We start from the raw sequence: 25,137 nt of genomic DNA on the forward strand, positions 1-25,137 counted from the left end.
ACCCCCACCACCCGTTCTCACCTCGCCCGCCGCCGCGACCACCCTGAGCGTGAGCCTCAGCGTCCTGGCGCTCAAGGTCTCTGGCGCCTCGCGCAGCGTCAGCGTGGTGAACACCGGTGCCCACCCCGCGACGCTGGTGGAGGTCGACCCGGCGGTGGTGTTCCCGGCGGGCACCACCTACCTAAACCACTGCGCCACGCTGGCACCCGGCGCCACGTGCACCATCACCATCACGCCCGGTGCGGTGGCCAGCGCGCCGCCCGGTGCCCTGGCGCCGGTTCCGGTGTCCATGGCCGTGCGGGGCAGCAACACCAACACGCCAACGGTTCAGGTCCATGTGCTTGACTACGGCAGCGTCTACCAGGGTGGTCATGTCTTTGCCCTCGACGACGCCACGCCCCCCAGCGCGAGCATCGGCGGCAAGGTGGCCATTGCCGGCGACAGCACCGCGCTCTACAACTGGAGCCAGCACAACGTCGCGCCCGGCGCCGTGTTCGAAATCCCCGGCGTGACCGACAACTCGGCGGGGCCGCTGCCCTTCTGCAACGGCAAGTTCGACGGCGCCTGCAACACGCAGCGGATCGTGTCGGCCCCCGAGCATGTGGGCGTTCCCTTGACGGGTTACGCGGCGGGCGCCTGCCGCGCCACCATCAATGGCTATGCCGACTGGTACCTGCCGGCCATCTGCGAGCTCAGCGACAGCGCTTCCACCGGATGCACCAGCGGGGAGTCGGTGCAGGAGAGGCTGCACAGGCCCGGCCATGTCAGCTTTCCCACGAGCTGGAGTTCCACGCAATGGAGCGTGGGCCCGGTGGCCCTCGCCTGGTTCCATGCGTTCGCGCCCCCCGGTGGCGGTTCCGCCGGGATGTTCAAAGGCGTTCCCACCGCGGTCAGCTGCGTTCGACAACTCACGCACTGACCGGTTCAGGGCTTTTTATTCGACCGCTTCGACGATGCGGATGTCGCGCTCCGCGCCATTGCCCAGGGCCTTGAGCGCCAGCTGGTACTGCGGGCTGTCGTGCGCCCCGGTGGCCTGCGCCACGCTGTCGAATTCGATCAGCACGGCGCGCTGGTGGACCGCCGCTTCGTACACCTGCGCGGGCATGCCGCGCGCCAGGAAGCGCCCGCCCGCCGCCTGAATGGCAGGGCCGGCCAGCTTGGCGTATTCCGCCAGGGCGGCGGGGTCGCTGATCGAACGGTAGGTGGCCATCCAGTAAGCCTTGGGCATGTGATTTCCTCGTGTGGTTGTTGAGAGCAGGGATGAAGCCCGCAATGTACAGGCCGCGTCTTTTTCACATGCCACCCAGGGCCTTTTCGACCAGCCCGGCCAGGGCCTGAGCTTCGTCGCTCGGGTCCGCTCGCAAGGCGCACACGGTGCCCAGCCGGTCGGGCAGGTCTTCGTCCTGGCTGGCCTTGAGCTTGCCTTCGAGACGTTGGATGGGCAGCTCCACCCCGACGATGGCGCGCAGCATGCGGTCGACGTAGTCCGCGGGCGCATCGTCCACGCGCCACGGTGCGGGCCGGTCGGCCTCGTGCGTGGCCGTGAGCCGGTTCAGCATGTCCAGCAGCCAGTCCCGGTCGTCCACCGCGCGCGCGACGCCGTGCGCATGCGCCACTGTGTAGTTCCAGGTGGGCACGACCTTGCCGTGGGCCGCCTTGCCCGGGTACCACCCGGGCGAGATGTAGGCCTGCGGCCCCTGGAACATCACCACCGAAGGCGCGGCCGCGCCCAGCGCGCGCCAGATCGGGTTGGCCCGCGAGACATGGCCCACCAGCGTGCCGAATTCGCCTCGGCTGCGGTCCAGCAAGAAGGGCACATGGTTCGCCACCAGGCCGCCCGCGGTATGGCACACCCAGGCGCCCAGCGGGTGTGCCTCCATCAGGCCGAAGATCGCCTCGCTGTCATCGAGGGCGTGGTGCTTTGAAACGTACATGGTCCATCCTCAGGAAGTGGTGAATGCATGGCGCACCAGCAGCGCCGCGAGCACCCACATGGTGATGCCGATCAGCCCGTCCAGCACCTGCCACGCGCGCGGCCGCGCGAACCAGGGCGCCAGCCAGCGCGCGCCAAAGCCCAGCAGCCCGAACCAGCACAGGCTGGCCGTGCTCGCCCCGGCCACGAACCAGCCGCGCAGCGCGGCCGGCTGCTGGGCGCCGATGCTGCCCACCAGCAGCACCGTGTCCAGGTACACATGCGGGTTGAGCAGCGTGAACGCCGCCGCCTGCGCCACGGCCGCGCCTCGGCTCAAACCCTCACCCCCATCGGCGGCAGTCAGCTGCTGCGGCAGGCGCGCGCGCCGCAAGGCCCGCCAGCCGTACACCGCGAGGAAGGCCGCGCCCGCCAGCGCCAGCGCCCGCGCCAGGCCGGGGCTTTCGCCCAGCGCCTGCGCCATGCCCAGCACACCGGCCGTGATCAGCACCGCGTCCGCCACGGCGCAGAACAGCACCACGCTGCCCACGTGCTCCCGGCGCAGGCCCTGCCGCAGCACAAACGCGTTCTGCGCGCCAATCGCCACGATCAGGCCCAGGCTCAGCACCAGGCCTTGAATGAAAGTTGTCGTCATGCCCCGAGATTGCCAGTGCGGGGCTGTGAAGGCAAACTGTCTTCACTACATCCGATGAAGCAAAACTGAATCATGCTGGACTACGCCTCCTTGTCCGCCCTGGCCGCCGTCGTGCGCGAAGGCAGCTTCGATCGCGCCGCGCGCGCGCTCCATGTGACGCCCTCGGCCGTCTCGCAGCGCATCAGGCTGCTGGAAGAGCGCGTGGGCTGCGCGCTGGTGGTGCGCGGCCAACCCTGCGAAGCCACCGAAACCGGTCGGCGCCTGTGCCAGCACGTGGACCGCGTGAGCCTGCTGGAACAGGAACTGCAAGGCACGCTGCCCGCGCTCGCGCCCGAAGGCGTCGCGCGCGTGGCGCTGCCGGTGGCGGTGAACGCCGACAGCCTGGCCACGTGGTTCGCCCCCGCCGTGGCCGCGTTCGCGGCCCAGGCGCCCGTGCTCATGCAGGTGGCCGTGGACGACGAAGACCACACCTCGGACTGGCTGCGCAGCGGCGCGGTGCTCGCCGCCGTCACGGCCACCGCGCGCCCGGCCGTGGGCTGCAACAGCCGCCCGCTGGGCACCATGCGCTACCTCGCCACCGCCAGCCCCGCGTTCGTGCAGCGCCACTTTCCCCAGGGCGTGGGGGCCGGCAGCCTGGGCAAGGCGCCCAGCCTCGTCTTCAACACCAAGGACCAGCTGCAGGCGCGCTGGGCGCGCCGCCAGTGCCACCGGCACGTGGAGCTGCCCCGGCACACCCTGCCGTCGCCGCATGCGTTTGTCACGGCGGCCCTCGCGGGCATGGGCTGGGGCCTGCAGCCCGAGGTAATGGTGCGTGCCCATCTCAAGGCCGGCCACCTCGTTGAACTGGTGCCCGGCACCCCGCTCGATGTGCCGTTGCACTGGCAGCAGGCGCGCGCGGCCTCCACCTTGCTCGACGAACTCACGCGGCACCTCACGCGCGCCGCCGCGGCAGCGCTGTTGCCCCACTGACCAACCCCCGGGCTGTGTTCGCTACCCAACAGACGACCTGGTCGCCTACGCAAATACTGGTCTGATGGACGCCTCAACCGGTTGCCACCATGGCTGACATCTACCTGGTCGATGACCACGTGATGTTGCGTGAAGGCCTGCGCAATGTGTTGGAGAAAGCCGGGCACCGCGTCGTGGGCGAAGCAGGCCACCCGGCGGCGGCCATCGCCGACATCGCCCGCCTGCAGCCTTCGGTGGTGCTGCTTGATCTGCACCTCGAGCCCGACTCGGGCTTTGACGTGCTGGAGGAGGTGCAGCGCCGCAAGCTGCCGTCGCGCGTGATCATGCTCACCATGTCGGCCAACCCCCGGCACGTGGTCGAAGCCTTGCGGCGCGGCGCCCTGGGCTACGTGCTGAAAGACTCGGCATCCCTCGAGCTGCTCAACGCCGTGGAGGTGGTCGCCAACGGCCACCGGTACCTCTGTCGGCGGGCATCCACGCTGGCGGTGGAAGGCCTGATGGCCGAATCCCGATCGGCCGCCGTGCTCTCCCTGTCGGCGCGGGAAAGGCAGGTCATCCTCATGGTGGTTCGGGGCCTCACCAGCGCCGTCATCAGCACGAAGCTGGACCTCTCGCCCAAGACCGTGGAGTCCTACCGCGCCCGCATCATGGCCAAGCTGGGCGTGGACGACGTGCCCGCCCTGGTGCGCCTGGCGGTGCGCGAGGGCTTGATCGGCGTCGAGGACTGAGCCCGTCTTTCAGAACCGCAACCACCCGCGCCGCGCGAGGTGGTGCAGCACCAGCCCCACGGCCAGGCCGATGGCCACGTTCCACAGGCACAGGCCGGCCGTGGCCAGCACCACCAGGCGGTCGTTTCTGGCCGCACCCAGCGCGCCCGCGCCCAGGGCCAGCTGCGCGCCGGTGAAGAACAGGATGACGCCCAGCACCGCCGGCGGGAAGAGCTGGAACAGCACGTGCACCGAGTCGCTGAAGAACAGCGCCAGCGCCAGCAGCACGGCACCCAGAATGACCACGGCCCCGCCGGTGCGCGCGCCGAAGGCCACGTGGCCGGCCATGCCGCCCGCGCCATGGCACATGGGCACGCCGCCCACGGTTGAGCTGAACACGTTCATGAGGCCGGTCGACACCGCCACCTTCTTCTCCGTCACCGGCGCGTGTGGGAACAGGCGGTTGTTCTCCTCCTTGATCGCGATCACCGCATTGCCCAGCGTCAGCGGGATCTGCGGCAAGGCGAGAAACACGACGCCGATGAACAGGTCGTTCCACGAGAGCGAACCCAGGGCGAAGGTGGGCGTGGTCAGTTGCACGTTCGCATTCGCCAGCGCCGAGCCCAGGGCCGGGTTCTGGTACAGGCCCACCGCCGCGCCCAGGGCCAGCAGCACGAACATGGCGGGAATGGCCCGGGTGCACATCAGCGCCAGCGTGACGGCGCCCGCCACGGCGGCCAGCACCCAGGCTGTCTGCATCATGCGCACGCCTTCGAGCATGAAGCCCAGGCCCAGCCCGAGCACGATGCCCGCCACCACGGTGGGCGGCACCAGGCGCGAGAGGGTGCGCGCCGCGCCCGTGAGCCCGAGCACGAGCCACACCGCGCCCGTCACCAGCGCCGCCGCCACCACGGTGCCGGGTGTGATCACCGCCGTCTGCGCCGCCTGCGCCACCGCCACCGCGCCAATGGCCTTCATGGGCTGCACCGGGAACGGCGTGCGGTAGTACAGGCCGCAGACCAGCATGGCCACGCCGAACGCGAACAGCACGCCCGTCGGGTCCATCTTCAGCACGCCGATGTAGGCCGCCAGAAAGGGAATGAGCGTGCCCAGGTCGCCGAACGCACCGGCCCACTCCATGCGGTCGAATCGGTTGGCCGGTCGTGCCAGCGGCGCGGTGGTGTTGGCGGAAGGTTCGGTGCTCATCAGGGGTGCCAGTTTGACACCACCGGTGGCGTGTTCGCCGAGCGGCTGCCCGCGAGCGCATACGACAGTTCGTTGGCCGCGCGGATCACGTGCTTGGCGTATTTCTCCAGCTTGGGCTTCGTGAGCCGCGAGCCCGGCCCCGAGATGCACATGGAACCCAGCAGCCGCCAGTTCAGGCCGAACACCGGCGCCGACACGCTCGACACCTCGGGTTCGCGCTCGCCCAGCGAGAGGTGGTAGCCGCGCTTGCGGATCTCTTCGTAGGGCTCGCCGCGCTGCCCGCTGAACGCCAGGATCACGCGGCCGGGCGAGCCCTTGTCCAACGGCAGGCGCTCGCCGATGCGCACGTGGTGGCGCACCGCCTGCGCGCCTTCCACACGGGCGATGCAGGCGCGGATGTTGCCCTCGCGCACGTAGAAGGTGGCGCTCTCGCCGGTGAGCTGCACGAGCTCGCGCAACACCGGCTCCACGGCGAAGTTCACGTCGAAGCCGCGCTGGTAGCGCGCGCCCAGCCAACCCGTGGCCGGCCCCAGGCGCCACTGGCCGTCCTCGGCCTGCACCATGTAGCTGGAGAGCGCGAGCGTGCGCGCCAGGCGCAGCGCCGTGGTCTTGTGCATGCCCGCGCGCCGGCTCATTTCCGCGAGCGACAGCGTGGCCTCGCCGGCCTGGAAAGTCTCCATCAGCGAGAGTGCCCGCGTCACCGCGTTGACACCCCCGGCAGCGGGTTCATCATCGTCTTTGGGAGGATTGCGCACCATGCACCTCGTTTCGTTCCGTGAAACGGCATTGTACTGAACGCAACTCCTCCCTACAGTCCGGTCCCACGGCCAACGTGGTTGGCTGAACAACTGGAGACAAGCACCGTGATCATTTCCCGCCGCATCCTCGCCGGCCTCGCGCTGGCATCCGTTTTCGTCACCACCGCCCATGCCCAGGCCTGGCCCAACAAGCCGGTGCGCCTGGTCGTGCCCTTTCCCGCGGGTGGCGGCACCGACCTGATCGGCCGCGAGGTCACGCAGAAGATCAGCGAGACCACCAAGTGGTCCTTCATCATCGACAACAAGCCCGGCTCGGGCGGCAACATCGGCATCGACAACGTGGCCAAGTCGCCCGCCGACGGCTACAGCCTGGTGCTCGGCCAGACCAGCAACCTCGCCATCAACCTCAGCCTGTACAGCAAGCTGCCCTACGACCCGGTCAAGGACCTCACGCCGATCTCCATGGTGGCCAGCGCGCCGCTGGCGCTCGTGGTCTCGGCCACCTCGCCCTACAAGACGTTTGCCGACCTCGTCGCGGCGGCCAAAGCCAAACCCGGCGCGCTGAACTTCGCCACCTCGGGCAACGGCACCGTGGCCCACCTGGCCATGGAGATGTTCCAGAAAGAAGCCGGCGTGAAGCTCATGCACGTGCCCTACAAAGGCGCGGCCCAGGGCATCAACGACGTGATCAGCGAGCGCGTGGAGGTTTATGTGTCGTCCATCCCCACGCTCATCGGCCACATCAAGAACGGCAAGATGCGCGCCCTGGCCGTCACCTCGCTCAAGCGCGTGGACGACCTGCCGCAGACGCCCACCATCGCCGAGTCCGGCTACAAGGGCTTCGAGGCCGTCACCTGGTTCGGCATCCTCGGCCCGGCCAACCTGCCCAAGGACGTCACGGCCCGCCTCAACACCGAGATCAACAAGGCCCTGCAACTGCCCGCCCTGCAGAAACAGCTGAGCGACCAGGGCGCTGACGTGGCCGGCAGCACCCCCGAAGCCTTCGCCAAGCTCATCGGCGACGACATCGTGCGCTGGGGCAAGGTCGTCAAGGACTCCGGCGCCAAGCTCGACTGATTCACTTCCTTCAGGACCCCTACCGTGACCACCACCCCCGACATCCTCCGCGACTTCGAGCGCGTTCCCCCGCACATCGTGCAGCAGGCCGGCGCCTACCAGGCGGCCATCCTGGCCGACGTGGCCGGCCGGCGCGGCGCGCTGCACGGCCGCATCACCGCCCTTCGCCCCAGCATGAAAGTGGTGGGCACCGCGTTCACCGTGGAAGTGCGCCCCGGCGACAACCTGATGATCCACGCCGCCATCTCGCTCGCCCAACCCGGCGACGTGCTGGTGGTGGACGGCAAGGGCGACCAGACCGCCGCGCTCATGGGCACCATCATGATGACCGCGTGCCAGAAACTCGGCATCGCCGGCGTGGTGCTCGACGGCGCCGTGCGCGACTCGCTCGAACTCGAGGAAATGGGCTTCCCCGTGTTCAGCGTGGGCACCAACCCCAACGGCCCCACCAAGCTCGTGCCCGGCCGCATCGGCCACCCCATCTCCATCGGTGGCGTCACCGTGCACCCCGGCGACCTCGTGCTCGGCGATGCCGACGGCGTGGTGATCGTCGAGCGCGAGAAGATCGAAGCCCTGCTGCCCCTGGCCGAGAAAAAGGTGAAAGACGAAGCCGCGCGCATCGCCGCCATCCAGCAGGGCGACACGGCCGCCAAATGGCTGGACGCCGCGCTGCGCTCGGCCGGCGTGCTCAAGGAAGGGGAGCGGCTGTGAGCTCCACCAGGCCCGCCATCCTCGTCACCGCCGCCGACCTGGCCCCACAAGCGCTCGCGCTGCTGACCGATTTCGACATCGTCTATGCCGGCAAGACCCCCAGCGAGCAGGACATCGTCGCGCTCTGCCAGCAACACGACCCCGTCGCCATCATCGTGCGCTACGGCAAGGTGGGGGCAGAGGCCATCCACGCCGCGCCTTCATTGCGCGTGATCTCCAAACACGGCAGCGGCACCGACACCATCGACAAAGTGGCCGCGACAGCGCGCCACGTGGAAGTGCGCGCCGCCGTGGGCGCCAACGCGGCGGCCGTGGCCGAGCAGGCCATGGCGCTGCTGCTGGCCTGCGCCAAGTCCGTGCCGGCCCTGAACGCCCGCATGCACTCGGGCCACTGGGACAAGGCCACGCACAAAAGCGTGGAACTGGCCGGCCGCACCATCGGCCTCATCGGCCTGGGCGCCATCGGCCAGCGCTTCGCGCGCATGGCCAAGGCGCTGGACATGCGGGTGATCGGCTTCGACCCCTACGCGAGCAAGGTGCCGGCCGACATCGAGGTGGTGGACCTCGACACGCTCTGGCGCGAGTCCGACGCGATCTCGCTGCACTGCCCATTGACCGACGACAACCGGGGCCTGCTCAACCGCGACACCCTGGCGCGCTGCAAACCCGGCGTGCTCATCGTCAACACCGCGCGCGGCGGCCTGGTGGACGAAGCCGCGCTGCTGGACGCCGTGCGCTCAGGCCACGTGGCCTCGGCCGGGCTGGACAGCTTCGCCATGGAACCCATGGTGGCCGACCACCCGTTCCGCGACGAAGACCGCATCATCCTCAGCCCGCACATCGGCGGCGTCACGGCCGACGCCTACGTGAAGATGGGCCTGGCGGCCAGCGAAAACCTGCTCGTCGTGCTGCGCGAGGCAGAGGTCTCGGCGGACCGCTGAGCCCGATCGGGTTCAAGCCGGAAGAAACAGCGCCACCGCGCCGGCCACCACCCCCACGATGGAGCCGAGCGTGAACAGCAGCCCGGCATCGCGCGCGTTGTCGGCCTTGCGTTCGTTCCAGGCCAGCCACAGCAGCAGGGCGGCGATGGCGCCGATGGTCAAGGCGTAGTCCAGTGAAGTCATGAAGATGCGTCCGATAGAGAAATAGGGAAGGGCACGCGCGGCGGCGGCGCGCCCCGCGGCCTCCTGGGCCAGGAGGGCACGGCGAGGCAACGCGGCAGCGGCGTCGTCAGGCGAGGAAGAGGGGGGTGGCGCACCAACCGGCGCGCCAGGCGTCACGCCAGGGCGGCAGGTGGCGCGCGGGCCAGGTAGCCGAGGGGCGCGGGCTCGGGCAGCCTCGGGCCACGGCGGTCGGGGGCCTCGCCCCCGGGGGTGTCGAGCGTGGTGAACGTGACGCTGACCACCGGCAGCGCGCCATCGGTCCCCTTCGCCCCCATCTTCTTGGCAACGGGGCGCAGGGCCGCCATCGCAGACCGCCCCGCCGCCGTCATCACCGCCTGGCGCAACGGCGTGCCGTCGTCCTGGGCGTAGGGGTGGGGCGCGTGCGCGCTCAGGCGCGCCGCCGGGTTCCCCAGGGAAACACCCAGAAGAACCAGCAAAGACAGCAGCGCGGCAGTGAACGCACGGTTCATCGACATGGCCGCCGGATTGTAGGTGGCGCTACGGCGGCGAAGAAGAAGATGCCGCCGCTGACTTCCTCTCCACCTGCGCCTGCAGCACCGTGGTGGTGTCCGTCAGCGCGCCGAGCTGCCGCTGCATCTCGGCATTCAGCGTGTGCAGCAACGAGCCCAGCTCCGAGCGCGAGGGTGGCACAGCGTCGTCCACCTCGTGCTCGTACTCCGGCGAGATGAAGCGCTCCAGCGCCTGATAGGCCTTGAAGGTGATCGACAGCTCGGTCACCTGGTTGGCCGCCTGCAGCGCGAGCGACGAGACCCGCGCCTCGGTCGCGTCGGCCGATGCGGCAGCGCCGAGAACGCGCACGCCGCGCGGCTTTCTGGTGGGGATGGTGCGTTGGTCCGCCATGAGGTCAAAGCCTGAATGGCTGGCGCCTCAGCGGCGGCCGTTGTTCTTGTCGGCCAGCGCCTGCAGCGCCAGCAGCGTGTCGAACAGGTCGATATAGCGGCGGCTCGCCTCGTCGTGAAGCGCCTTGCGTCGCTCGTCGTGGACGGCATGGACGATGTCGTCATCGACCTGGCTTTCCAGGGACAGGCCCAGCCGGTTGAGCCGGTGGAAGGCTTGAGCGGTGAGGTCGGAGACTTCGTGCGCGAAGCTCTTGGGGCGCAGGCGAGCGAGCGCGTGTTGGAAAGAGAGGCGAAGGTTGATGGCCATGTAGAGGCTCCCCGGGATACGGATTGCGACAACCGTCGCCCCTCTTGTGGAGGGGCGGCGGCCCGAACGGGTTGGTCTACCGGGCAGTCCCTGCGGGAACCGGCGAGTCTCGCGACTCCCCGCTCGAGCCGCCAAAAAGCAGCACGAGCGAAAAAGCCGCAGAACTCTGCGGAGGAGGCCTGCGGCTTTCGCTGCAGGAACTGCGGACGGGAGACCAATCCCGATCACGCCTTTTTTGGACGCGATCGGCGGAGTATAGCTAGGGATATGTAATGCAAATGGCCGAATTTGGCCTTGCGCCATCGCATGGTTAAAGTGGGTGGCCGGTCTGCAGCGATTGCTGAAGGCCACACTCGCGAACCGAACGTGCAATTTGCACCACATTGCAGTCATTCAGTCTAGTCATGACGGGCCACGGCTTGCTGGCAGTGGTTCCATGGCTAAACTGACTTAAATGAGCTTGTAGTAGCGGCGAAGGGCCAGCTGAATAGTCCGGCCTAAGCGACTGTGGTCGGACCCGCGACCACCATACGGGGCGATTCAATAAAAGAGAGACCTACAACGATGGCTTGTTCAAGAGGGGCTGCTTCGCCTGATTTGCATACGCAGCGGCGGCTCTTTTCCGCATCGGCGGGTTACTGCCAGAACCCCGGCTGTGCCAATGAGCTTTTCATAGATGCCGCAGGCAAGTCGATCCACATCGCCGAGATGGCTCACGTTTTTGCCGCCAACGACGGCGGTCCTCGTGCCGATCCCCATCTCAGCGCAGAAGAGCGTGGCGCTTTCGAAAATCTGGTCATGCTTTGCGCGAACTGCCACACCATGGTAGACAAGGCGCCGCAGGCATTCACAGACGCAATGATGTTGGGGTGGAAACGCGAACACGCTAGCAAGCTTCAGCAGCTATTCGGAGCGGTGAAGTTCGATACTCGTGGTGATGCTCGACAGGTCATCGAGCCTCTCTTGGCTCAAAACCACGCGATCTTTGACCAATACGGCCCACACATCGAGGCCGCTCGCAACCCAGAGAGCGGCGCGGCAGAACAATGGAAGCGCAAGATGCTGACACGCATCCTGCCAAACAGCAGGCGGATACTTGCGATTCTCGACGCCAACCGTCATCTGCTGAAAAACGGTGAGATGGCAACGCTCGAGCAATTTCGGCAGCACATTGACGACCTCGAAGCGTTTCATATCGAGGGGAAAAATGAAGACGCGTCTCGCTTCCCTGCCGAATTTCAGAAAGTCTTGGAGAACTGACCTATGAACGGGGACTTGACCCAGTGGGTAGCAGGGAGGTTAGCGGAGAGCCAGAACCTCGAAGTGGTAAATCGATCTCCCGAGGGATACTTGGTCGTTAGGTCAAAGACCGACTACACATTTGTCGTCGCTGTCTTGAGCGTGCCCAGTGACAGGGTGATCGAACCGGCCGACGTTGACCCACTCTTCTCCAGAGGCACTATGCCGCAGCTAGTAGTAAACGTACCCTCCAAGACCTTGTGGAGCGGTGTTGCCATCCACCGCATCCATACGGCATCTGCTGCGTTCGGGACCTTGGGCGATGTAGCGCGCGCTGCCGCAACCGGAGATGCCGGCTCCTACCGGGATAGGGGCATGGGCTTCTTTATCAGGGCCATGAAGCAGCACTCAAATGTCACGGGTCTTTCCTACATCTACGACTCTGTCATCAAAGTCGAGCGCAAGCGCGGGGGGAGCATAGCCGTTGCTGTAATTGACGCGTACAACATGAGCGCAGAGGACGTGCGATATGCAAGGGAGCGCATCGGCCGCTTTGATGTGATCGTCAAGTCTTCCAACTATGGCTCAATCACCGCACAAGCGCAGGCTGCAGCCATTGACATGGGGGCGCAAGCTCTGAGCTTCCGAGATTTGATGAAGCGGTTGGGCTCGTGATTCGCCAGGACGTCGTCACCCGCCTGCGGGAACTCGCCGTCTCCCTCGGACCGACGGCCTATGACACCGAATGGCATCTTTTCGGTTCTGTCGAGCGAGACGATCCGGGTGCAAAGGATATCGACCTTATGATCATTTGCAGCGGTGACGACCAAGCTGATGCGCTTCGAGGAGCCATAGATCCCGATGCGTTCGCCTTACCTCTTCATCTTGCCCTTCTGACCTTCGATGAAGCCACTGAGACCGACGCGATCCGCTTACAACGCTGCCATGTCATCTTCCCATGAGAGGTGAGATGCATTCAATACATCGCTCTGTCAACTGTGTGCACGCTTGCCCGCTGCGCTTACAGCGCTGGTGATTACTCCCTGGGACCGGCAGCTTTCAATGTTGGTGTCAGTGAGCACAAGAAGTCGTGGAGTAATCGCCGCTCGCTTTGGCAAGGCAATAACGGGAAAAATCTAGGCCGAAGCCCAGCGCAGGATATGCTTGCAAAAGGAGGATGACGCTAGTGGAGATAACGCGAACGCCGGGCGAACGTGCCCTAATGGCTTGGGCGGTGCTGGGCGACACCGTCAAACGTGCAGATCTCTATGAGGGGCTGTTCGGATTCATTCGTCCACTTGCCGACTCGCGAGCCGGCAGCCGATTCATTCCCTCTGAGCTGTGCGATGCGCTTCGTGATGCGTATGGGCTGAGCATGCCGGTTCTGGTGATGGAGTCGCTTTCCGAGCGACTCCATCGTGCAGGACTGCTAGTTGTCCATACGCAGACGCGGGACGCCACTGTCTACACCTATGCCAAGAGTAGTGAGGATGAGCCAAATCTAGTTACGAAGGCTGCGGTGTCCGAAGTACTCTCTCGATTCCGAGCATTTATAAGGCATCGAAGTAGCGAGCTAGCGCAAAGAACGGATGCAATACTCGATCACGAATTCTTCGAGCGACTGATGCATGTTGACTCGTTGGCATTGCTTAGTCGGAGAGATTCACCGGAAGCGCCTAAGCGCACTGGAAAGACCATCACGTTGAGCAGACCAGCCGGGGACGCTGCAGATGCAGACATGAAGTCCGATGGCGCCGGCCAAATGCAAGAACATCTCGACTATCTGTTTGCCACCTACTTGCTCCAGGTACGTGACAGTTCGCCGGATGGGTTCCAATTGCTCTGCGAGATTGCGGGCGCAAATCTCGTTGCAGAGAGCTTGCTAACGTACAAGGATCCGCCCAAGAGAGGCGAAGCGCTTCAAGGACTGGACATTTACTTGGATGCGCCGCTCTGCATGGACATCCTGGGAGTGAATATCGGGCGTGATGCATACGGTGCCGAGCTGGCAAAGTCACTAGTTTCGAGTGGCGCGCAATTGTGTGTGTTTTTGCATAGCGTCAGCGAGGTTGAGCGCGTTCTCGACGCGCGTAGATTGAGTTACTTGCAAGGTACTGCCACCGGTCCCAGTGTGTACTCAGTTGAGCCACCGTTGGTGCGGGACCGCGTGCGCGCGATTGTTGGGCATGTCGAACAGACACTGGTGGATAGACTGGGTTGCCGGATTGTCGATGCTGCTATAGCCGTGCCCGAGGCCATACGCGCAAGAGTAGGCGCAGCCGAGGAGGCCGCCATAAGGGGAAGTCTGGCTGGTTGGAACAGTAGCGAGGGGCGAGAGGTCGACGTCGCTAGCGTGTGCGATCTGATTAGGCTTCGCAGTAGTCGTGAGGTGCCAACGAAGCTAGCCAGTGCAGGCCCAACACTAGTCACTCGGAATCCGGTGCTGAAGCGGACGGCCAATGATGCGTGGAAAGGTTGGTTGATGCAGACCCAGCGGGCAACCAACGATCGGGTGAAGCGCATGGCTCCTCTCGCGATTGCCGACCGGCATCTCGCTGGCCTGATTTGGATTACACAGGGGGGAAGCATTGGAGCAGTCAGCCGTGAACTACTTGTTGCGAATTGTTCGGCGGCAACTTCCTTGCGACGTGACGTGGTGGTGCGTGTCCACAACACGCTCCTGGAGACCTCGCCAGAAGACGCCAAGATTTTTGCTGCGGTTATTTTGGACCAACGAGCGGAGCGGGCTTTAATGGATGCGACGTTTGGTGATCTACGGTTAGTGAGCGATGACAGCGTTCTTGAGCTTTTGGCAACTATCCGAAGAGCCACGGCCGCAGAGATTACGGCGGAGAAAAACCTGGAGATTGAGCGCGCTACCAACGATCGAATACGTGTCGAGTCGGAACTGGCGACGAGCAACGCTGAGCTCGCGGAGGTAAAGGCGGGAGTTGAACTAGCTAGACAACGCGCCAGAAAAGCTGCTCGTAGAGTGCGGCTCCTAGATCAGATCAAGGCGCGTTATTGCTTCGAGAAGGCGTGTACAGCGCACAAATGGGCGGGTGCGGGTATTGGCGTGGTTCTGACAGTCCTCGCTGTAGCAGCGCAGATATGGCTCCCAACGATGCTGAAAGACGCACCCCCGGGATCCTTGATGAGTTGGTTTGCAAGTGCGTGGTGGGTTCCAGTCCTTCTGTTCGCAATTCCAACGCTGCTGGGGTTATACGAGATGCCCGACTTGATCTTTGGAAAAACGAGGACAAAGTTTGCAGACTGTCTGTTCGGGCTGTTATTGCGCCGACATCGAGTTGGGCACTCAACGGTTGGCGCAGAGTGGGACTATCGGCAGGGAACTATCAAGTTTCTTCAGAGGCAGGACCAAGCGACGGTCACGGCCACTGTTGATAACGTTTAGTCAATCGCGGAGACCAATGCGCTTCCCTGCTCCGTGCCACGGGAACCGACGAACGCCATTCAGTAACTGACCTCCTAGTTGCCCGGCATCAAAAAGAGGTCTTCGACGGCCATCCAGCGTTGTCGATTGCTGCATAGTCGCGGCTACGACATCTGATGGCGCTCGCCCTCAACCACAACTTCTAAATGTCTGCAATGTGGTGCAAATCGCACGTCCAAGGCGTCGGCACATCCAGCAGCAACCAGTCTGTAGCAGTCCCATACGGAGCCAGTGGAACGGATGACGATGGGGCGCTAGCGCGGGCTGGCAGCAGGCCTCAGCCGAACCGCTGGGCAGATCCGAAATCGCCGATCGGTTGCAAATGGCTGACGAGGCTGCCGTCGGCTTGCACGCCATGAAGGTAGAAGCCCGGCGGCTCGAAGATGAAGGCGGGTTCGCTTTCCGGCAGCAGCCCCAGGGCGATCTGGTGGGCGGTGGAGGGCGCGGTCATCGCCAGCGTGCCGCCGAAGCGCCGCAGGATCGTGCGGTGCAGATGACCGCACAGCAAGCGCTCCACCTGCGGGTGCCGCGAGACGATGCGTTCGAGTTCCTCGGCGCCTTCGCGCAGACCCATGCCGTCCATGAAGGCGATGCCGGTGGTGAAGGGCGGGTGGTGCAGGGCGATGAGGGTGGGCATCTCGGGCTGGGCGTCCAGTCGCTTGCTCAGCCAGTTCAACCTCGCGGCGCACAAGGTGCCGAACGGTTTGCCCGGCACGGTCGTGTCCATTGAGAGCAGCCGATGGCTGCCGAGGTCAAGCTCATAGAGCACGAACGCCGCGATCGTGCCGTCGTCTTCGGGGTTGCCTTGCAGGTACGCATGGTCGGGAAACGCTTCGCGCAGTTGGGGCACCGAGTCGTGGTTGCCGGGCATCAGCCAGTAGGGACAGGGCAGTGGCTCGAGCAGTTCGCGCAGGTGCCGGTATTCGTCGAGCGAACCCTGGTCCACGAGGTCGCCGGTGATCAGCACATGGCTCGGGCGTGGTGTGATCTGGTTGACCCGCTCGACGGCCTGGGCGAGGTACTTCGCTGTGTCGATGCGCCCCATCAGGCGCATGCCCGGCGCCACCACATGGGGGTCGGAGAGTTGCACAAGGTTCAGGCGCGGTGTTTCCTGGTTCATGGCGTGGGGCTCGGGTGGGGTGGCGGTGCTGGCGAAACACGCGCTCATTCTCACGCAAGATGACGCCCGGCTACACCGTCACGATCTCATCATTCAGCGCCTCTTCCACGATCTGCCGCGTGAGACTCGGCGCGAAGTTCTCGATGAAGCTGTACGCATACCCACGCAGCCAGGTGCCGCGCCGCACCGCGAGGCGGGTCACGTTGATTTCGAACAGGTGCCGCGCGTCCAGCGCGTGCAGGTGGCGGTCGCGGTCGGGGTCCACCGCGATGCTGGCGACGATGCCCACGCCCATGCCCAGTTCCACATAGGTCTTGATCACGTCCGCGTCCATGGCGGTGATGACCACGTTGGGCCGCACGCCTTCCTTGTCGAACGCGTCGTCGATGTGCGATCGGCCGGTGTAGCCCTGGTCGTAGGTGATGATGGGGTGTTCGGCCAGCTGTTGCAGCGACAGCGGGCCCTCCACGCGCAGCAGCGGGTGGCCGTGCGGCACCACGACGCTGTGCGTCCAGCGGTAGCAGGGCAGCGTGACGAGCTGCGGGTAGTTGGCCAGTGCTTCGGTGGCGATGCCGATGTCGGCTTCGCCCGCGATCAGCATCTCGGCCACCTGCTTGGGCGAACCCTGGTGCAGGTTGAGCGTGACCTGCGGGAACAGCGCGCGGAAGTCGCGCACGGCGTGCGGCAAGGCGTAGCGCGCCTGCGAATGGGTGGCGGCGATCGAGAGGCCGCCTTCGAGGCGCGAGACGAATTCCTTGCCGGCCTGCTTCAGGTTGTCGGCTTCCTGCAGCAGGCGTTCCACGATGGGCAGCAGCGTCTGCCCCGGCCCGGTGAGGCCAGTGAGGCGCTTGCCCGCGCGGGCGAAGATGGTCACGCCCAGCTCGTCTTCCAGCTCGCGGATCTGCCGGCTCACGCCGGGTTGCGAGGTGTAGAGCATGGCGGCAACCTCGGTGAGGTTGAAGCCGCTGCGCGCCGTCTCTCGAACCGATCTGAGTTGCTGGAAGTTCATGGCGTTGTCGTCAGAGCAAGGCGTCTGCCCAGATGTTTTTGGCCCAGGACCGGGCGTACTGGCCTTCGAGCGCATTGGCGGTGGGCGTGAGGCCACCCGCGCCGTTCACGGCCACGAGTGTTTTCTGTTCGGTGTTCCATTTGTGCACGCTGGCCACGTGCACCACGTCGGTGTCGCTCACGAAGCTGTAGCAGGTGTTGGCGATGATGGGTTCGGCGTTCACCGGCCGGCCCTGGATGAGCGCGATCACCGCGTCGGCCGCCACCTTGGCGTGGTTGTTGGCCATGAAGCCGGACTTGGGCATGCCCGGTGCCGAGAGCGTGGCGTCGCCCAGCACATGGATGCCCGGGGCCACGGTGGATTCGAAGGTCTGGAAGTTGACGCCGCACCACTTGTTGTTGGCGGTGATGAGCCCGGCGGTCTGCGCGATGCGCCCGGCCTGCTGCGGCGGCACCACGTTGAGCACGCCCGCGCGCACGGTTTCGAACTGCAGTTCCACGGTGCGGTTGGCCGCGTCCACGCGCACGATCTCGCTGTTGGGCTTGTATTCGACGATGCCGGGGTAGAGCTCGTTCCAGGCCTTGAGGAACAGGGCCTTCTTGGAGGTGATGTCCGGGTTGGCGTCGAGCACCAGCACCTTGCTGCGCGGCTTGTGCTGCTTGAAGTAGAAGGCCACTTGCGCGGCGCGTTCGTAGGGGCCGGGCGGGCAGCGGTAGGGTGCCTTGGGAATGTGCAGGGCGTACACGCCGCCGTCGGGCAGGGCTTCGAGCTGCTTGCGCAGGGCCACGGTCTGCGGGCCGGCTTTCCAGGCGTGCAGCACCTGGTTTTGCGCTTCGGCGCTTTGCAGGCCGGGCACCTGGTCGAACTGGAAGTCCACGCCGGGCGAGACGATGAGGCGGTCGTACTTCAGTGTGTCGCCGCGTGCCAGGCGCACTTCTTTCCTGGCCGCGTCGATGGCGGTGGCCTCGTCGCGCACCACGCGCACGCCGTGCTTTTTCTGCAGCGCGTCGTAGCCGGTGGTGAGGTTCTCGATCTTTTCCGTGCCGCCGAGCACGAGGTTGCTCAGCGGGCAGGAGACGAAGGCGGCTTCGCGTTCGACCAGCACCACCTCGATCTCGGGCGCCCATTGGCGGATGTACTTGGCGGCGGTGGCGCCACCAAAGCCGCCGCCGATGACGACGACGCGGGCCTTGGGCGCGGACGAAACCGAGGCGCAGCCCGGCAGGGCCAGGGCGGCCACGGTGCCGCCGGCGGCGGCGAGGAAGTGGCGGCGTTGCAGCAGTTGCTTCATGGGGTGGGCTCCTTGTTGTTATTTGGATTGGCGCGCGAAGTGGGCGGCCAGGCGGTCGAGCTCGGCGTCGGTGTAGCCCTTGGCGTGCTGGTGCATCACGGTGGCGGGCAGCGTGCCTTGCTTGTAGGCCCGCAGCTTCTGCAGCAGCACGGCCTTGTCCTGCCCTGCAATGGCGGGAATCGCGCTGTTGCTCTTGCCGTCGGTGCCGTGGCAGGCCGCGCACGAGGCGGCCCAGGCGCGGGCCTGGAGGTCGGGCGCGGTCTGCGCCTGCGCGGCGCCGCCCAGCAGCAGGGTGGCGGCGAGGCCGAGGAGTCTCTTCTGGTTCATCGTGGTCTCTTGTTGTGATGGGTTCGTTCGTTCAGACGGCGGCCAGGGCCTGGTCGAGGTCGGCCAGCAGATCGTCGATGTGTTCGATGCCGATGGACAGGCGCACCGCGTCTTCGGGCACGCCGGACTTGGCCAGCTCCTCGGGCGAGAGCTGGCGGTGCGTGGTGGAGGCGGGGTGGGTGGCGAGCGATTTGGCGTCGCCGATGTTCACCAGGCGGGTGAAGAGTTGCAGCGCATCGAGGAAGCGCGCGCCGGCCGCGCGGCCTTCGCCGGCGGCGGCTTTCACGCCGAAGGTGAGCAGGCCCGAGGCGTGGCCGCCCAGGTATTTCAGGGCGAGCGCGTGGTCCGGGTGGTTGGGCAGGCCGGCGTAGTTCACCCAGCCCACCTTGGCGTGCTGCTCCAGGTGCTTGGCCACGCGCAGCGTGTTGCTGTTGATGCGGTCCAGCCGCAGCGAGAGGGTCTCGATGCCTTGCAGGATCAGGAAGGCGTTGAAGGGCGAGATGGCCGCGCCGGTGTTGCGCAGCGGCACGACGCGAGCGCGCCCGATGTAGGCCGCCGGGCCCAGGGCCTCGGTGTAGACCACGCCGTGGTAGCTCGGGTCGGGTTCGTTCAGGCGCTTGAAGCGGGCCTTGTGCTCCGCCCAGGGGAACTTGCCGGAATCGATGATGGCGCCGCCGATGCTGGTGCCGTGGCCGCCGAGGTATTTGGTGAGCGACTGCACCACGATGTCGGCGCCGTGCTCGATCGGGCGCAGCAGGTAGGGCGAGGCGACGGTGTTGTCCACGATCAGCGGCACGCCGTGCTTGTGCGCGATGGCGGCAACGGCCGCGATGTCGGTGATGTTGCCCTGCGGGTTGCCGATGGACTCGACGAAGATGGCTTTGGTGCGCGCGTCGATCAGCGGCTCGAAGCTGGCCGGGTCGCGGTGGTCGGCGAAGCGCGTGGTGATGCCGAACTGCGGCAGCGTGTGCGCGAAGAGGTTGTAGGTGCCGCCGTAGAGCGCGGTGCTGGAGACGATGTTGTCGCCCGACTCGGCGATGGTCTGGATGGCGTAGGTCACGGCGGCCTGGCCCGAGGCCAGCGCCAGCGCGGCGATGCCGCCTTCGAGCGAGGCGATGCGCTGTTCCAGTACGTCCTGCGTCGGGTTCATGATGCGCGTGTAGATGTTGCCCGGCACCTTCAGGTCGAACAGGTCGGCGCCGTGCTGCGCGTTGTCGAAGGCATAGGCGGCGGTCTGGTAGATCGGCACGGCCACGGCCTTGGTGGTCGGGTCGGGCTTGTAGCCGGCGTGCACCGAGCGGGTTTCGAATTTCCAGTGGGCGGACATGAGGGTCTTCTCCTTGTTGTGGTTGATCAGGCCGTGGCGAGCTCGCGCGAGGCTTGCACGGTGGCCGGGTGCGCGGGGCGAGGCAGGCCCAGGTGGTCGCGCAGGGTGCGGCCGGTGTATTCGGTGCGGAACAGGCCGCGCCGCTGCAGCTCGGGCACGACGAGCTGCGCGAAATCCTTCAGGCCGTGCGGCAGCGTGGGCGCGAGCACGTTGAAGCCGTCGGCCGCGCCGGTGGTGAACCAGTGTTCGAGCTGGTCGGCGATGGATTCGGGCGTGCCCACCACCGTCCAGTGGCCGCGCGCGCCGGCCACGCGCTCGTAGAGCTGGCGGATGCTCAGGCCTTCGCGGCGCGCGAGGCCGGCGAACAGTTCCTGGCGGCTTTGCCAGCCTTCGGTCACCGGCAGGTCTTGCGGGAAGGGGCCGTCCACCGGGTACTTCGAGAGGTCCACGTTGCCGAGGAGGGTGGAGAGCAGGCCGACGCCGAGCACGGGGTCGATGAGGGATTGCAGTTCCTCGAACTTCTCGCGCGCCTCGGCCTCGCTGCGGCCCACGAAGGGCGAGATGCCGGGCAGGATCTTCAGCGCGTCGGTGGAGCGGCCATACCCGGCCAGCTGACCCTTGAGGCTGTTGTAGAACTTGCGCGCTTCATCGGCGCTCTGCTGCGCGGTGAACACCACCTCGGCGCTGGCGGCGGCCAGGTCTTGCCCGTCGCCGGACGAGCCGGCCTGCACCAGCACCGGGTGGCCCTGCGGCGAGCGGCGCGTCTGCAGGCCGCCGTGCACCTTGTAGTGCTCGCCGTCATGCGCCACGCGGTGCAGCTTGGTGGGGTCGAAGAAGCGGTTGTGGGCCTTGTCTTCGATGAAGGCGTCGTCTTCCCAGGTGTTCCACAGGCCTTTGACGACCTGCACGTACTCGCGCGCGCGCTCGTAGCGCTGGGCGTGGGCGATCTGCTGGTCCAGGCCGAAGCTGCGGGCCTCGAAGTCGCTGCCGGAAGTGACGAGGTTCCAGCCCGCCCGGCCGCCGCTCAGCTGGTCGAGCGAGGCGTATTTGCGGGCCAGGTGGTAAGGGGGCAGGTAGGTGCTGGAGACCGTGGCCACCAAGCCGATGTGCGTGGTGTGCTGCGACAGCGCGGCCAGGGTGAGCAGCGGGTCCAGCGGGTACCAGAGCGCGTTCTTCGCCACCACCTCGTCGGGCGGGCCGGGCAGGCCCACGTTGTCGGCGAAGAAGATGGCGTCGAACTTCGCCGCCTCGGCCAGCTGCGTCCATTCGGTGAGCGCGGCGATCTGCCCGCCGGCCGAGGGCACCACGTCCGGGTGCCGCCAGGCGGCCAGGTGGTGGCCGGCGCCGAAGAAGAAGGCACCGAGGTGCATCTGGCGAGGGGTGGTCATGTCAGAACCCGGCGAGCACGGAGCCCTTGAACTCGGTCTGGATGAAAGCCTTGACCTCGGCCGACTGGTAGGCCTTCACGAGTTTGGCGACCCAGGGCTTGTCCTTGTCGGCTTCGCGCACGGCGATCAGGTTCACGTACGGGCTCTTGGCGTTTTCCTGCGCGATGGCGTCCTTGCCCGGGTTCAGGCCGGCGGAGAGCGCGTAGTTGGTGTTGATGGCCGAGGCGTCGAGGTCATCGAGCGAGCGCGGCAGTTGCGCGGCGTCGAGCTCCACGAACTTGAGCTTCTTGGGGTTGCTCACCACGTCCAGCGGCGTGGCCTTCAGGCCGGCTTCGGGCTTGAGCTTGATGAGGCCCTGGTCCTGCAGCACCAGCAGCACGCGCCCGCCGTTGGTGGGGTCGTTCGGGATGCCGACCTTGCCGCCTTCGGGCAGGTCTTTCAGGCTCTTGACCTTCTTGCTGTAGATGCCGATGGGGAAGTTCACCGTGTAGCCGACGGCGGTGAATTTGTAGCCGCGGTCCTTGATCTGGTTGTCCAGGTAGGGCTTGTGCTGGTAGCTGTTGGCGTCGAGGTCGCCGGCGGCGAGCGCGGCGTTGGGCTGCACGTAGTCGCTGAACTCGACGATCTGGATCTTCAGGCCGTCCTTCTCGGCGATCTTCTTCACCTGCTCGAAGATCTGCGCGTGCGGCCCGGCGGTGACGCCGATCTTGAGCGGCTTGTCCTGCGCGAGCGCGGGCGCGGCGAAGGCGGTGGCCAGCGTGAGGGCCAGGGTGGATTGCAGCAGTTGCCGTTTGTTGAACTTGTTGGTCATGATGAAAAGTCCTTGTGGGAAGTTGAAGTGGTGAGGGGTAGGGGAGGAAACGGAAAGAGTGGGCTTACTTGTGGCTCAGGCGGCGCACCAGCCAGTCGCCCAGGCTTTGCACGGCCTGCACGAAGACGATGAGCAGCAGCACCACGGCCAGCATCACCTCGGGCAGGAAGCGCTGGTAGCCGTAGCGGATGCCGAGGTCGCCCAGGCCGCCGCCGCCAATGGCGCCGGCCATGGCCGAGTAGCCGGTGAGGCTCACGAGGGTGATGGTGAAACCCGCCACGATGCCGGGGAAGGCCTCGGGCAGCAGCACCTTGAAGACGATCTGCGGGGTGGTGGCGCCCATGGCCTGCGCGGCTTCGATCAGGCCGCTGTCCACCTCGCGCAGCGAGGTTTCCACCAGGCGCGCGATGAAGGGCGCGGCGGCGATCGTCAGCGGCACCACGGCAGCGGCCGTGCCGATGGACGAGCCGGTGATGAGGCGCGTGAACGGAATGATCGCGACCAGCAGGATGATGAAGGGCGTGGAGCGCACCGCGTTGACGATGCCGCCCACGGTGCGGTTGAAGGCCGCGTTCTGCAGCACACCGCCGTGGTCGGTGAGGCGCAGCAGCACGCCCAGCGGCACGCCGATGAGCGCGCCCACGAAGCCGGAGATGCCCACCATCACCAGCGTCTCCCAGAACGAGAGCACGAAGAGGTCGAGCAGGGCCGGCGGGAACCAGGTTTGCAGTTGTTCAAGCACAGGCCACCTCCTGCACTTGCACGCCGGCACCGCGCAGGTGGCCGACGGCGGCGGTGAGCTGCTCGCGCGCGCCGCTGGCGAGCACGGCCAGCGTGCCGAAGGGGTGGCCCTGCACCTCGTCGATCTGGCCGTGCACGATGTTCAGGTCCAGCCCGAAGCGGCGCACCAGGTCGGAGAGCAGGGGCTGGTCGGACTCGACGCCGGCGAACACCAGGCGCAGCAGGCTGGCCGGCGGCTGGCCCGGCACGCCGAGCAGGCCGCGCACGCGCTCGAGCACGTTGGCGGGCAGCTCGCGCGGCACCACGTCGTCGAGCAGGCTGCGCGTGACCTCGTGCGCCGGGTGGCTGAAGACCTGCAGGGCCTCGCCCTGTTCGACGATCTGGCCGGCCTCCATCACCGCGAGGCGGTGGGCGACCTGCTTGATCACTTGCATCTGGTGCGTGATGAGCACGATGGTGAGGCCCAGTTCGCGGTTGATCTGCTGCAGCAGCGCGAGGATGGAGCGGGTGGTCTCGGGGTCGAGCGCGGAGGTGGCTTCGTCCGAGAGCAGCACCTTGGGCTGGCTGGCCAGGGCGCGGGCAATGCCCACGCGCTGTTTCTGCCCGCCGCTGATCTGGGCCGGGTAGCGGTCGGCCAGCGCGCCCAGGCCCACGAGTTCGAGCAGCGGGTTCACGCGCGCGCGGATCTGGTGGCGCGAGAGGCCGGCGAGTTCGAGCGGCAGCGCCACGTTGTCGAATACCGTGCGCGAGGTCAGCAGGTTGAAGTGCTGGAAGATCATGCCGATGTCGCGCCGGGCTTCGCGCAGGCCGGCGGCGTTCAGCGTGGTGAGGGAGCGGCCGGCGACCGTCACCGTGCCCTGGCTGGGCCGGTTGAGCAGGTTGATGGTGCGCACCAGCGAGCTCTTGCCCGCGCCGCTGCGCCCGATCACGCCGAAGACCTCACCGCCGCGGATCTGCAGGTCCACGCCGCGCAGGGCGTGCACCGGCCCTTTCGGGCCGCGGTAGGTCTGGTGGATGTTGTCGAGAAGGATCACGTCGGCGCCGGCCTTCAGAGCTTGGCGATCGACACTTCGGTCGACTTCACGAGCGCGACCACCTCGGAGCCGATCTGCAGGTCCAGGTCGTTCACCGAGCGGGTGGTGATGACGGAGGTGACGATGCCCCAGGGCGTTTCGACATCGACTTCGGAGACGACATCGCCCTTGATGATTTCCTTGACTTTGCCCTTGAACTGGTTGCGCACGTTGATGGCTTGGATGGACATGGTGTTTTCCTTGGTTTGAAGTGGAGGGAGCAGAGATTCAGACGGCCCAGCGCAGGGCGTGGGCGGGTTGGGCGGGCCAGATCGGGTCGTTCGACGGCGGCGCGCTGTCGGGCACCTGCAGCACGCGGTCGAGGATGCGTTTCTCGATCGCGGCGAAGGTGGCATCGCCGCGCGAACGCGGGCGGGCCAGCGGCACGCGCTCGTCGAGCGCGATGGCGCCGTCCTCGATCAGGATCACGCGGTCGGCCAGGGCCACGGCTTCCTGCACGTCGTGCGTGACCAGCAGGGCGGTGAAGCCGTGGCGTTTCCACAGGCCTTCGATGAGTTCGTGCATCTCGATGCGGGTGAGCGCGTCGAGCGCGCCCAGCGGCTCGTCGAGCAGCAGCAGCTGGGGCCGGTGCACCAGCGCGCGGGCCAGCGAGACGCGCTGGCGCTGGCCGCCCGAGAGCTTGGCCGGCCAGTCGTTCAGGCGGTCGCCCAGGCCCACCTGGCCGAGCACGGCCTCGGCGTCGGCCCGGCGGTCCTTGGGCAGGCCCAGGGCCACGTTGTCGACCACGCGCTTCCAGGGCAGCAGGCGCGCGTCCTGGAACATGATGCGGGTGTCGTCGTGCAGGCCGTCCACGTTCTTGCCGTCGAGCAGCAGCTCGCCGCCGCTGGCCGGCTCCAGGCCGGCGATGAGGCGCAGCAGCGTGCTCTTGCCGCAGCCGCTGCGGCCCACGATGGCGACGAACTCGCCGGGTTCGATGGTGAGCTGGTTGTCGCGCAGCACCTCGCGCGCGCCGTAGCGCTTGCTCAGGTGGCGCAGCTGCACGCGCACGCCGTGGGTGTCGGTCTTCTCGCTCAT

Annotated in this window: 30 protein-coding genes; 10 read left to right on the forward strand and 20 right to left on the reverse strand. The window is 66.6% G+C overall.

The features are described from left to right. Positions 1-919: hypothetical protein (locus tag AC3WPZ_RS15410; protein WP_492440417.1), on the forward strand; the 919-nt coding region annotated here is incomplete at its 5' end. A gap of 15 nt (positions 920-934) precedes the next feature. Here the strand turns inward: AC3WPZ_RS15410 and AC3WPZ_RS15415 are convergent. The 3 genes from AC3WPZ_RS15415 to AC3WPZ_RS15425 form a co-directional block, all read right to left on the reverse strand. Beyond that, positions 935-1,228 (reverse strand): DUF1330 domain-containing protein, encoded by a 294-nt coding sequence (locus tag AC3WPZ_RS15415; RefSeq protein WP_382158686.1) that lies wholly within the window; start codon positions 1,226-1,228, stop codon positions 935-937. Positions 1,229-1,292: 64 nt separating this feature from the next. Then, the gene (locus AC3WPZ_RS15420) at positions 1,293-1,934 is read right to left on the reverse strand and encodes an FMN-binding negative transcriptional regulator (protein WP_444686335.1); all 642 of its coding nucleotides are present in this window, start codon (positions 1,932-1,934) and stop codon (positions 1,293-1,295) included. Positions 1,935-1,943: 9 nt separating this feature from the next. Beyond that, positions 1,944-2,564, reverse strand: coding sequence for a LysE/ArgO family amino acid transporter (locus AC3WPZ_RS15425; RefSeq protein ID WP_382324232.1), 621 nt, complete (start codon positions 2,562-2,564; stop codon positions 1,944-1,946). Positions 2,565-2,636: 72 nt separating this feature from the next. Between AC3WPZ_RS15425 and AC3WPZ_RS15430 the strand changes: the two genes are divergently transcribed. Together AC3WPZ_RS15430 and AC3WPZ_RS15435 are read left to right on the forward strand one after the other, a co-directional pair. Then, positions 2,637-3,533, forward strand: a complete 897-nt coding sequence (locus AC3WPZ_RS15430) for a LysR family transcriptional regulator ArgP (protein ID WP_492440419.1) — start codon at positions 2,637-2,639, stop codon at positions 3,531-3,533. 89 nt (positions 3,534-3,622) lie between these two features. Continuing rightward, complete coding sequence (locus AC3WPZ_RS15435) at positions 3,623-4,261, forward strand: response regulator transcription factor (protein WP_492440421.1); 639 nt, start codon at positions 3,623-3,625, stop codon at positions 4,259-4,261. Positions 4,262-4,270: 9 nt separating this feature from the next. Here AC3WPZ_RS15435 and AC3WPZ_RS15440 read toward each other — a convergent pair whose 3' ends face one another. Together AC3WPZ_RS15440 and AC3WPZ_RS15445 are read right to left on the reverse strand one after the other, a co-directional pair. Further along, entirely contained in the window at positions 4,271-5,446 is a 1,176-nt protein-coding gene (locus tag AC3WPZ_RS15440) for a putative sulfate/molybdate transporter (RefSeq protein ID WP_492440423.1), read from the reverse strand. After that, positions 5,446-6,204: an IclR family transcriptional regulator gene (locus AC3WPZ_RS15445; RefSeq protein ID WP_382324240.1), complete on the reverse strand. Its 759-nt coding sequence runs from the start codon at positions 6,202-6,204 to the stop codon at positions 5,446-5,448. Before AC3WPZ_RS15445 ends, AC3WPZ_RS15440 begins: the two co-directional genes overlap by 1 nt. A 105-nt stretch (positions 6,205-6,309) precedes the next feature. On the opposite strand from AC3WPZ_RS15445, the gene AC3WPZ_RS15450 reads away from it, so the two are divergent. The 3 genes from AC3WPZ_RS15450 to AC3WPZ_RS15460 are packed head-to-tail and all read left to right on the forward strand — an operon-like array spanning position 6,310 to position 8,933. Next, a complete protein-coding gene (locus tag AC3WPZ_RS15450; RefSeq protein WP_382324242.1) occupies positions 6,310-7,281 on the forward strand; it encodes a Bug family tripartite tricarboxylate transporter substrate binding protein in 972 nt (323 codons plus the stop codon). A gap of 24 nt (positions 7,282-7,305) precedes the next feature. Further along, complete coding sequence (locus AC3WPZ_RS15455) at positions 7,306-7,992, forward strand: RraA family protein (RefSeq protein ID WP_492440425.1); 687 nt, start codon at positions 7,306-7,308, stop codon at positions 7,990-7,992. Next, positions 7,989-8,933 (forward strand): hydroxyacid dehydrogenase, encoded by a 945-nt coding sequence (locus tag AC3WPZ_RS15460; RefSeq protein WP_492440427.1) that lies wholly within the window; start codon positions 7,989-7,991, stop codon positions 8,931-8,933. Before AC3WPZ_RS15455 ends, AC3WPZ_RS15460 begins: the two co-directional genes overlap by 4 nt. 12 nt (positions 8,934-8,945) lie before the next feature. Here the strand turns inward: AC3WPZ_RS15460 and AC3WPZ_RS15465 are convergent, their stop codons facing one another. The 4 genes from AC3WPZ_RS15465 to AC3WPZ_RS15480 all read right to left on the reverse strand — a co-directional run bounded on the left by AC3WPZ_RS15465 (position 8,946) and on the right by AC3WPZ_RS15480 (position 10,322). Further along, the gene (locus AC3WPZ_RS15465) at positions 8,946-9,116 is read right to left on the reverse strand and encodes a hypothetical protein (protein WP_382324246.1); all 171 of its coding nucleotides are present in this window, start codon (positions 9,114-9,116) and stop codon (positions 8,946-8,948) included. Positions 9,117-9,268: 152 nt separating this feature from the next. Beyond that, complete coding sequence (locus AC3WPZ_RS15470) at positions 9,269-9,631, reverse strand: hypothetical protein (RefSeq protein ID WP_492440429.1); 363 nt, start codon at positions 9,629-9,631, stop codon at positions 9,269-9,271. Between the two features lie 22 nt (positions 9,632-9,653). Further along, positions 9,654-10,016 (reverse strand): hypothetical protein, encoded by a 363-nt coding sequence (locus tag AC3WPZ_RS15475; protein WP_492440431.1) that lies wholly within the window; start codon positions 10,014-10,016, stop codon positions 9,654-9,656. 27 nt (positions 10,017-10,043) lie between these two features. Further along, positions 10,044-10,322: a hypothetical protein gene (locus tag AC3WPZ_RS15480; RefSeq protein WP_382324250.1), complete on the reverse strand. Its 279-nt coding sequence runs from the start codon at positions 10,320-10,322 to the stop codon at positions 10,044-10,046. 564 nt (positions 10,323-10,886) lie between these two features. On the opposite strand from AC3WPZ_RS15480, the gene AC3WPZ_RS15485 reads away from it, so the two are divergent. The 4 genes from AC3WPZ_RS15485 (at position 10,887) to AC3WPZ_RS15500 (ending at position 14,976) form a co-directional block, all read left to right on the forward strand. Further along, positions 10,887-11,582 (forward strand): hypothetical protein, encoded by a 696-nt coding sequence (locus AC3WPZ_RS15485; protein ID WP_492440433.1) that lies wholly within the window; start codon positions 10,887-10,889, stop codon positions 11,580-11,582. A 3-nt stretch (positions 11,583-11,585) separates the two neighbouring features. After that, complete coding sequence (locus AC3WPZ_RS15490; protein ID WP_492440435.1) at positions 11,586-12,236, forward strand: hypothetical protein; 651 nt, start codon at positions 11,586-11,588, stop codon at positions 12,234-12,236. Then, positions 12,233-12,523: a nucleotidyltransferase domain-containing protein gene (locus AC3WPZ_RS15495; protein WP_492440437.1), complete on the forward strand. Its 291-nt coding sequence runs from the start codon at positions 12,233-12,235 to the stop codon at positions 12,521-12,523. Before AC3WPZ_RS15490 ends, AC3WPZ_RS15495 begins: the two co-directional genes overlap by 4 nt. 215 nt (positions 12,524-12,738) lie before the next feature. Continuing rightward, on the forward strand, positions 12,739-14,976 hold the full coding sequence (locus AC3WPZ_RS15500; protein WP_492440439.1) for a hypothetical protein: 2,238 nt from the start codon (positions 12,739-12,741) through the stop codon (positions 14,974-14,976). Between the two features lie 316 nt (positions 14,977-15,292). Here AC3WPZ_RS15500 and AC3WPZ_RS15505 read toward each other — a convergent pair whose 3' ends face one another. The 11 genes from AC3WPZ_RS15505 to AC3WPZ_RS15555 all read right to left on the reverse strand — a co-directional run bounded on the left by AC3WPZ_RS15505 (position 15,293) and on the right by AC3WPZ_RS15555 (position 25,137). Then, positions 15,293-16,135: a phosphodiesterase gene (locus tag AC3WPZ_RS15505; RefSeq protein WP_492440441.1), complete on the reverse strand. Its 843-nt coding sequence runs from the start codon at positions 16,133-16,135 to the stop codon at positions 15,293-15,295. 70 nt (positions 16,136-16,205) lie between these two features. Beyond that, the gene (locus tag AC3WPZ_RS15510; RefSeq protein WP_382158650.1) at positions 16,206-17,144 is read right to left on the reverse strand and encodes a CysB family HTH-type transcriptional regulator; all 939 of its coding nucleotides are present in this window, start codon (positions 17,142-17,144) and stop codon (positions 16,206-16,208) included. Positions 17,145-17,154: 10 nt separating this feature from the next. Further along, a complete protein-coding gene (locus AC3WPZ_RS15515) occupies positions 17,155-18,423 on the reverse strand; it encodes an FCSD flavin-binding domain-containing protein (RefSeq protein ID WP_492440464.1) in 1,269 nt (422 codons plus the stop codon). A 30-nt stretch (positions 18,424-18,453) separates the two neighbouring features. Further along, on the reverse strand, positions 18,454-18,762 hold the full coding sequence (locus AC3WPZ_RS15520) for a c-type cytochrome (RefSeq protein WP_492440443.1): 309 nt from the start codon (positions 18,760-18,762) through the stop codon (positions 18,454-18,456). 31 nt (positions 18,763-18,793) lie between these two features. Beyond that, complete coding sequence (locus AC3WPZ_RS15525) at positions 18,794-20,089, reverse strand: O-acetylhomoserine aminocarboxypropyltransferase/cysteine synthase family protein (RefSeq protein WP_382324264.1); 1,296 nt, start codon at positions 20,087-20,089, stop codon at positions 18,794-18,796. Between the two features lie 26 nt (positions 20,090-20,115). Beyond that, complete coding sequence (locus tag AC3WPZ_RS15530) at positions 20,116-21,477, reverse strand: LLM class flavin-dependent oxidoreductase (protein WP_492440445.1); 1,362 nt, start codon at positions 21,475-21,477, stop codon at positions 20,116-20,118. A 1-nt stretch (position 21,478) separates the two neighbouring features. Then, the gene (locus AC3WPZ_RS15535) at positions 21,479-22,288 is read right to left on the reverse strand and encodes a MetQ/NlpA family ABC transporter substrate-binding protein (protein WP_492440447.1); all 810 of its coding nucleotides are present in this window, start codon (positions 22,286-22,288) and stop codon (positions 21,479-21,481) included. A 64-nt stretch (positions 22,289-22,352) separates the two neighbouring features. Continuing rightward, positions 22,353-22,994, reverse strand: a complete 642-nt coding sequence (locus tag AC3WPZ_RS15540; protein ID WP_492440466.1) for a methionine ABC transporter permease — start codon at positions 22,992-22,994, stop codon at positions 22,353-22,355. A 28-nt stretch (positions 22,995-23,022) separates the two neighbouring features. After that, the gene (locus tag AC3WPZ_RS15545) at positions 23,023-24,063 is read right to left on the reverse strand and encodes a methionine ABC transporter ATP-binding protein (protein WP_382158644.1); all 1,041 of its coding nucleotides are present in this window, start codon (positions 24,061-24,063) and stop codon (positions 23,023-23,025) included. 14 nt (positions 24,064-24,077) lie between these two features. Next, on the reverse strand, positions 24,078-24,293 hold the full coding sequence (locus AC3WPZ_RS15550) for a TOBE domain-containing protein (protein ID WP_382158642.1): 216 nt from the start codon (positions 24,291-24,293) through the stop codon (positions 24,078-24,080). A gap of 37 nt (positions 24,294-24,330) precedes the next feature. Continuing rightward, a complete protein-coding gene (locus AC3WPZ_RS15555) occupies positions 24,331-25,137 on the reverse strand; it encodes an ATP-binding cassette domain-containing protein (RefSeq protein WP_492440449.1) in 807 nt (268 codons plus the stop codon).

The sequence above is a fragment of the Hydrogenophaga sp. FW305-3-2-15-A-LB1 genome, assembly GCF_058787875.1.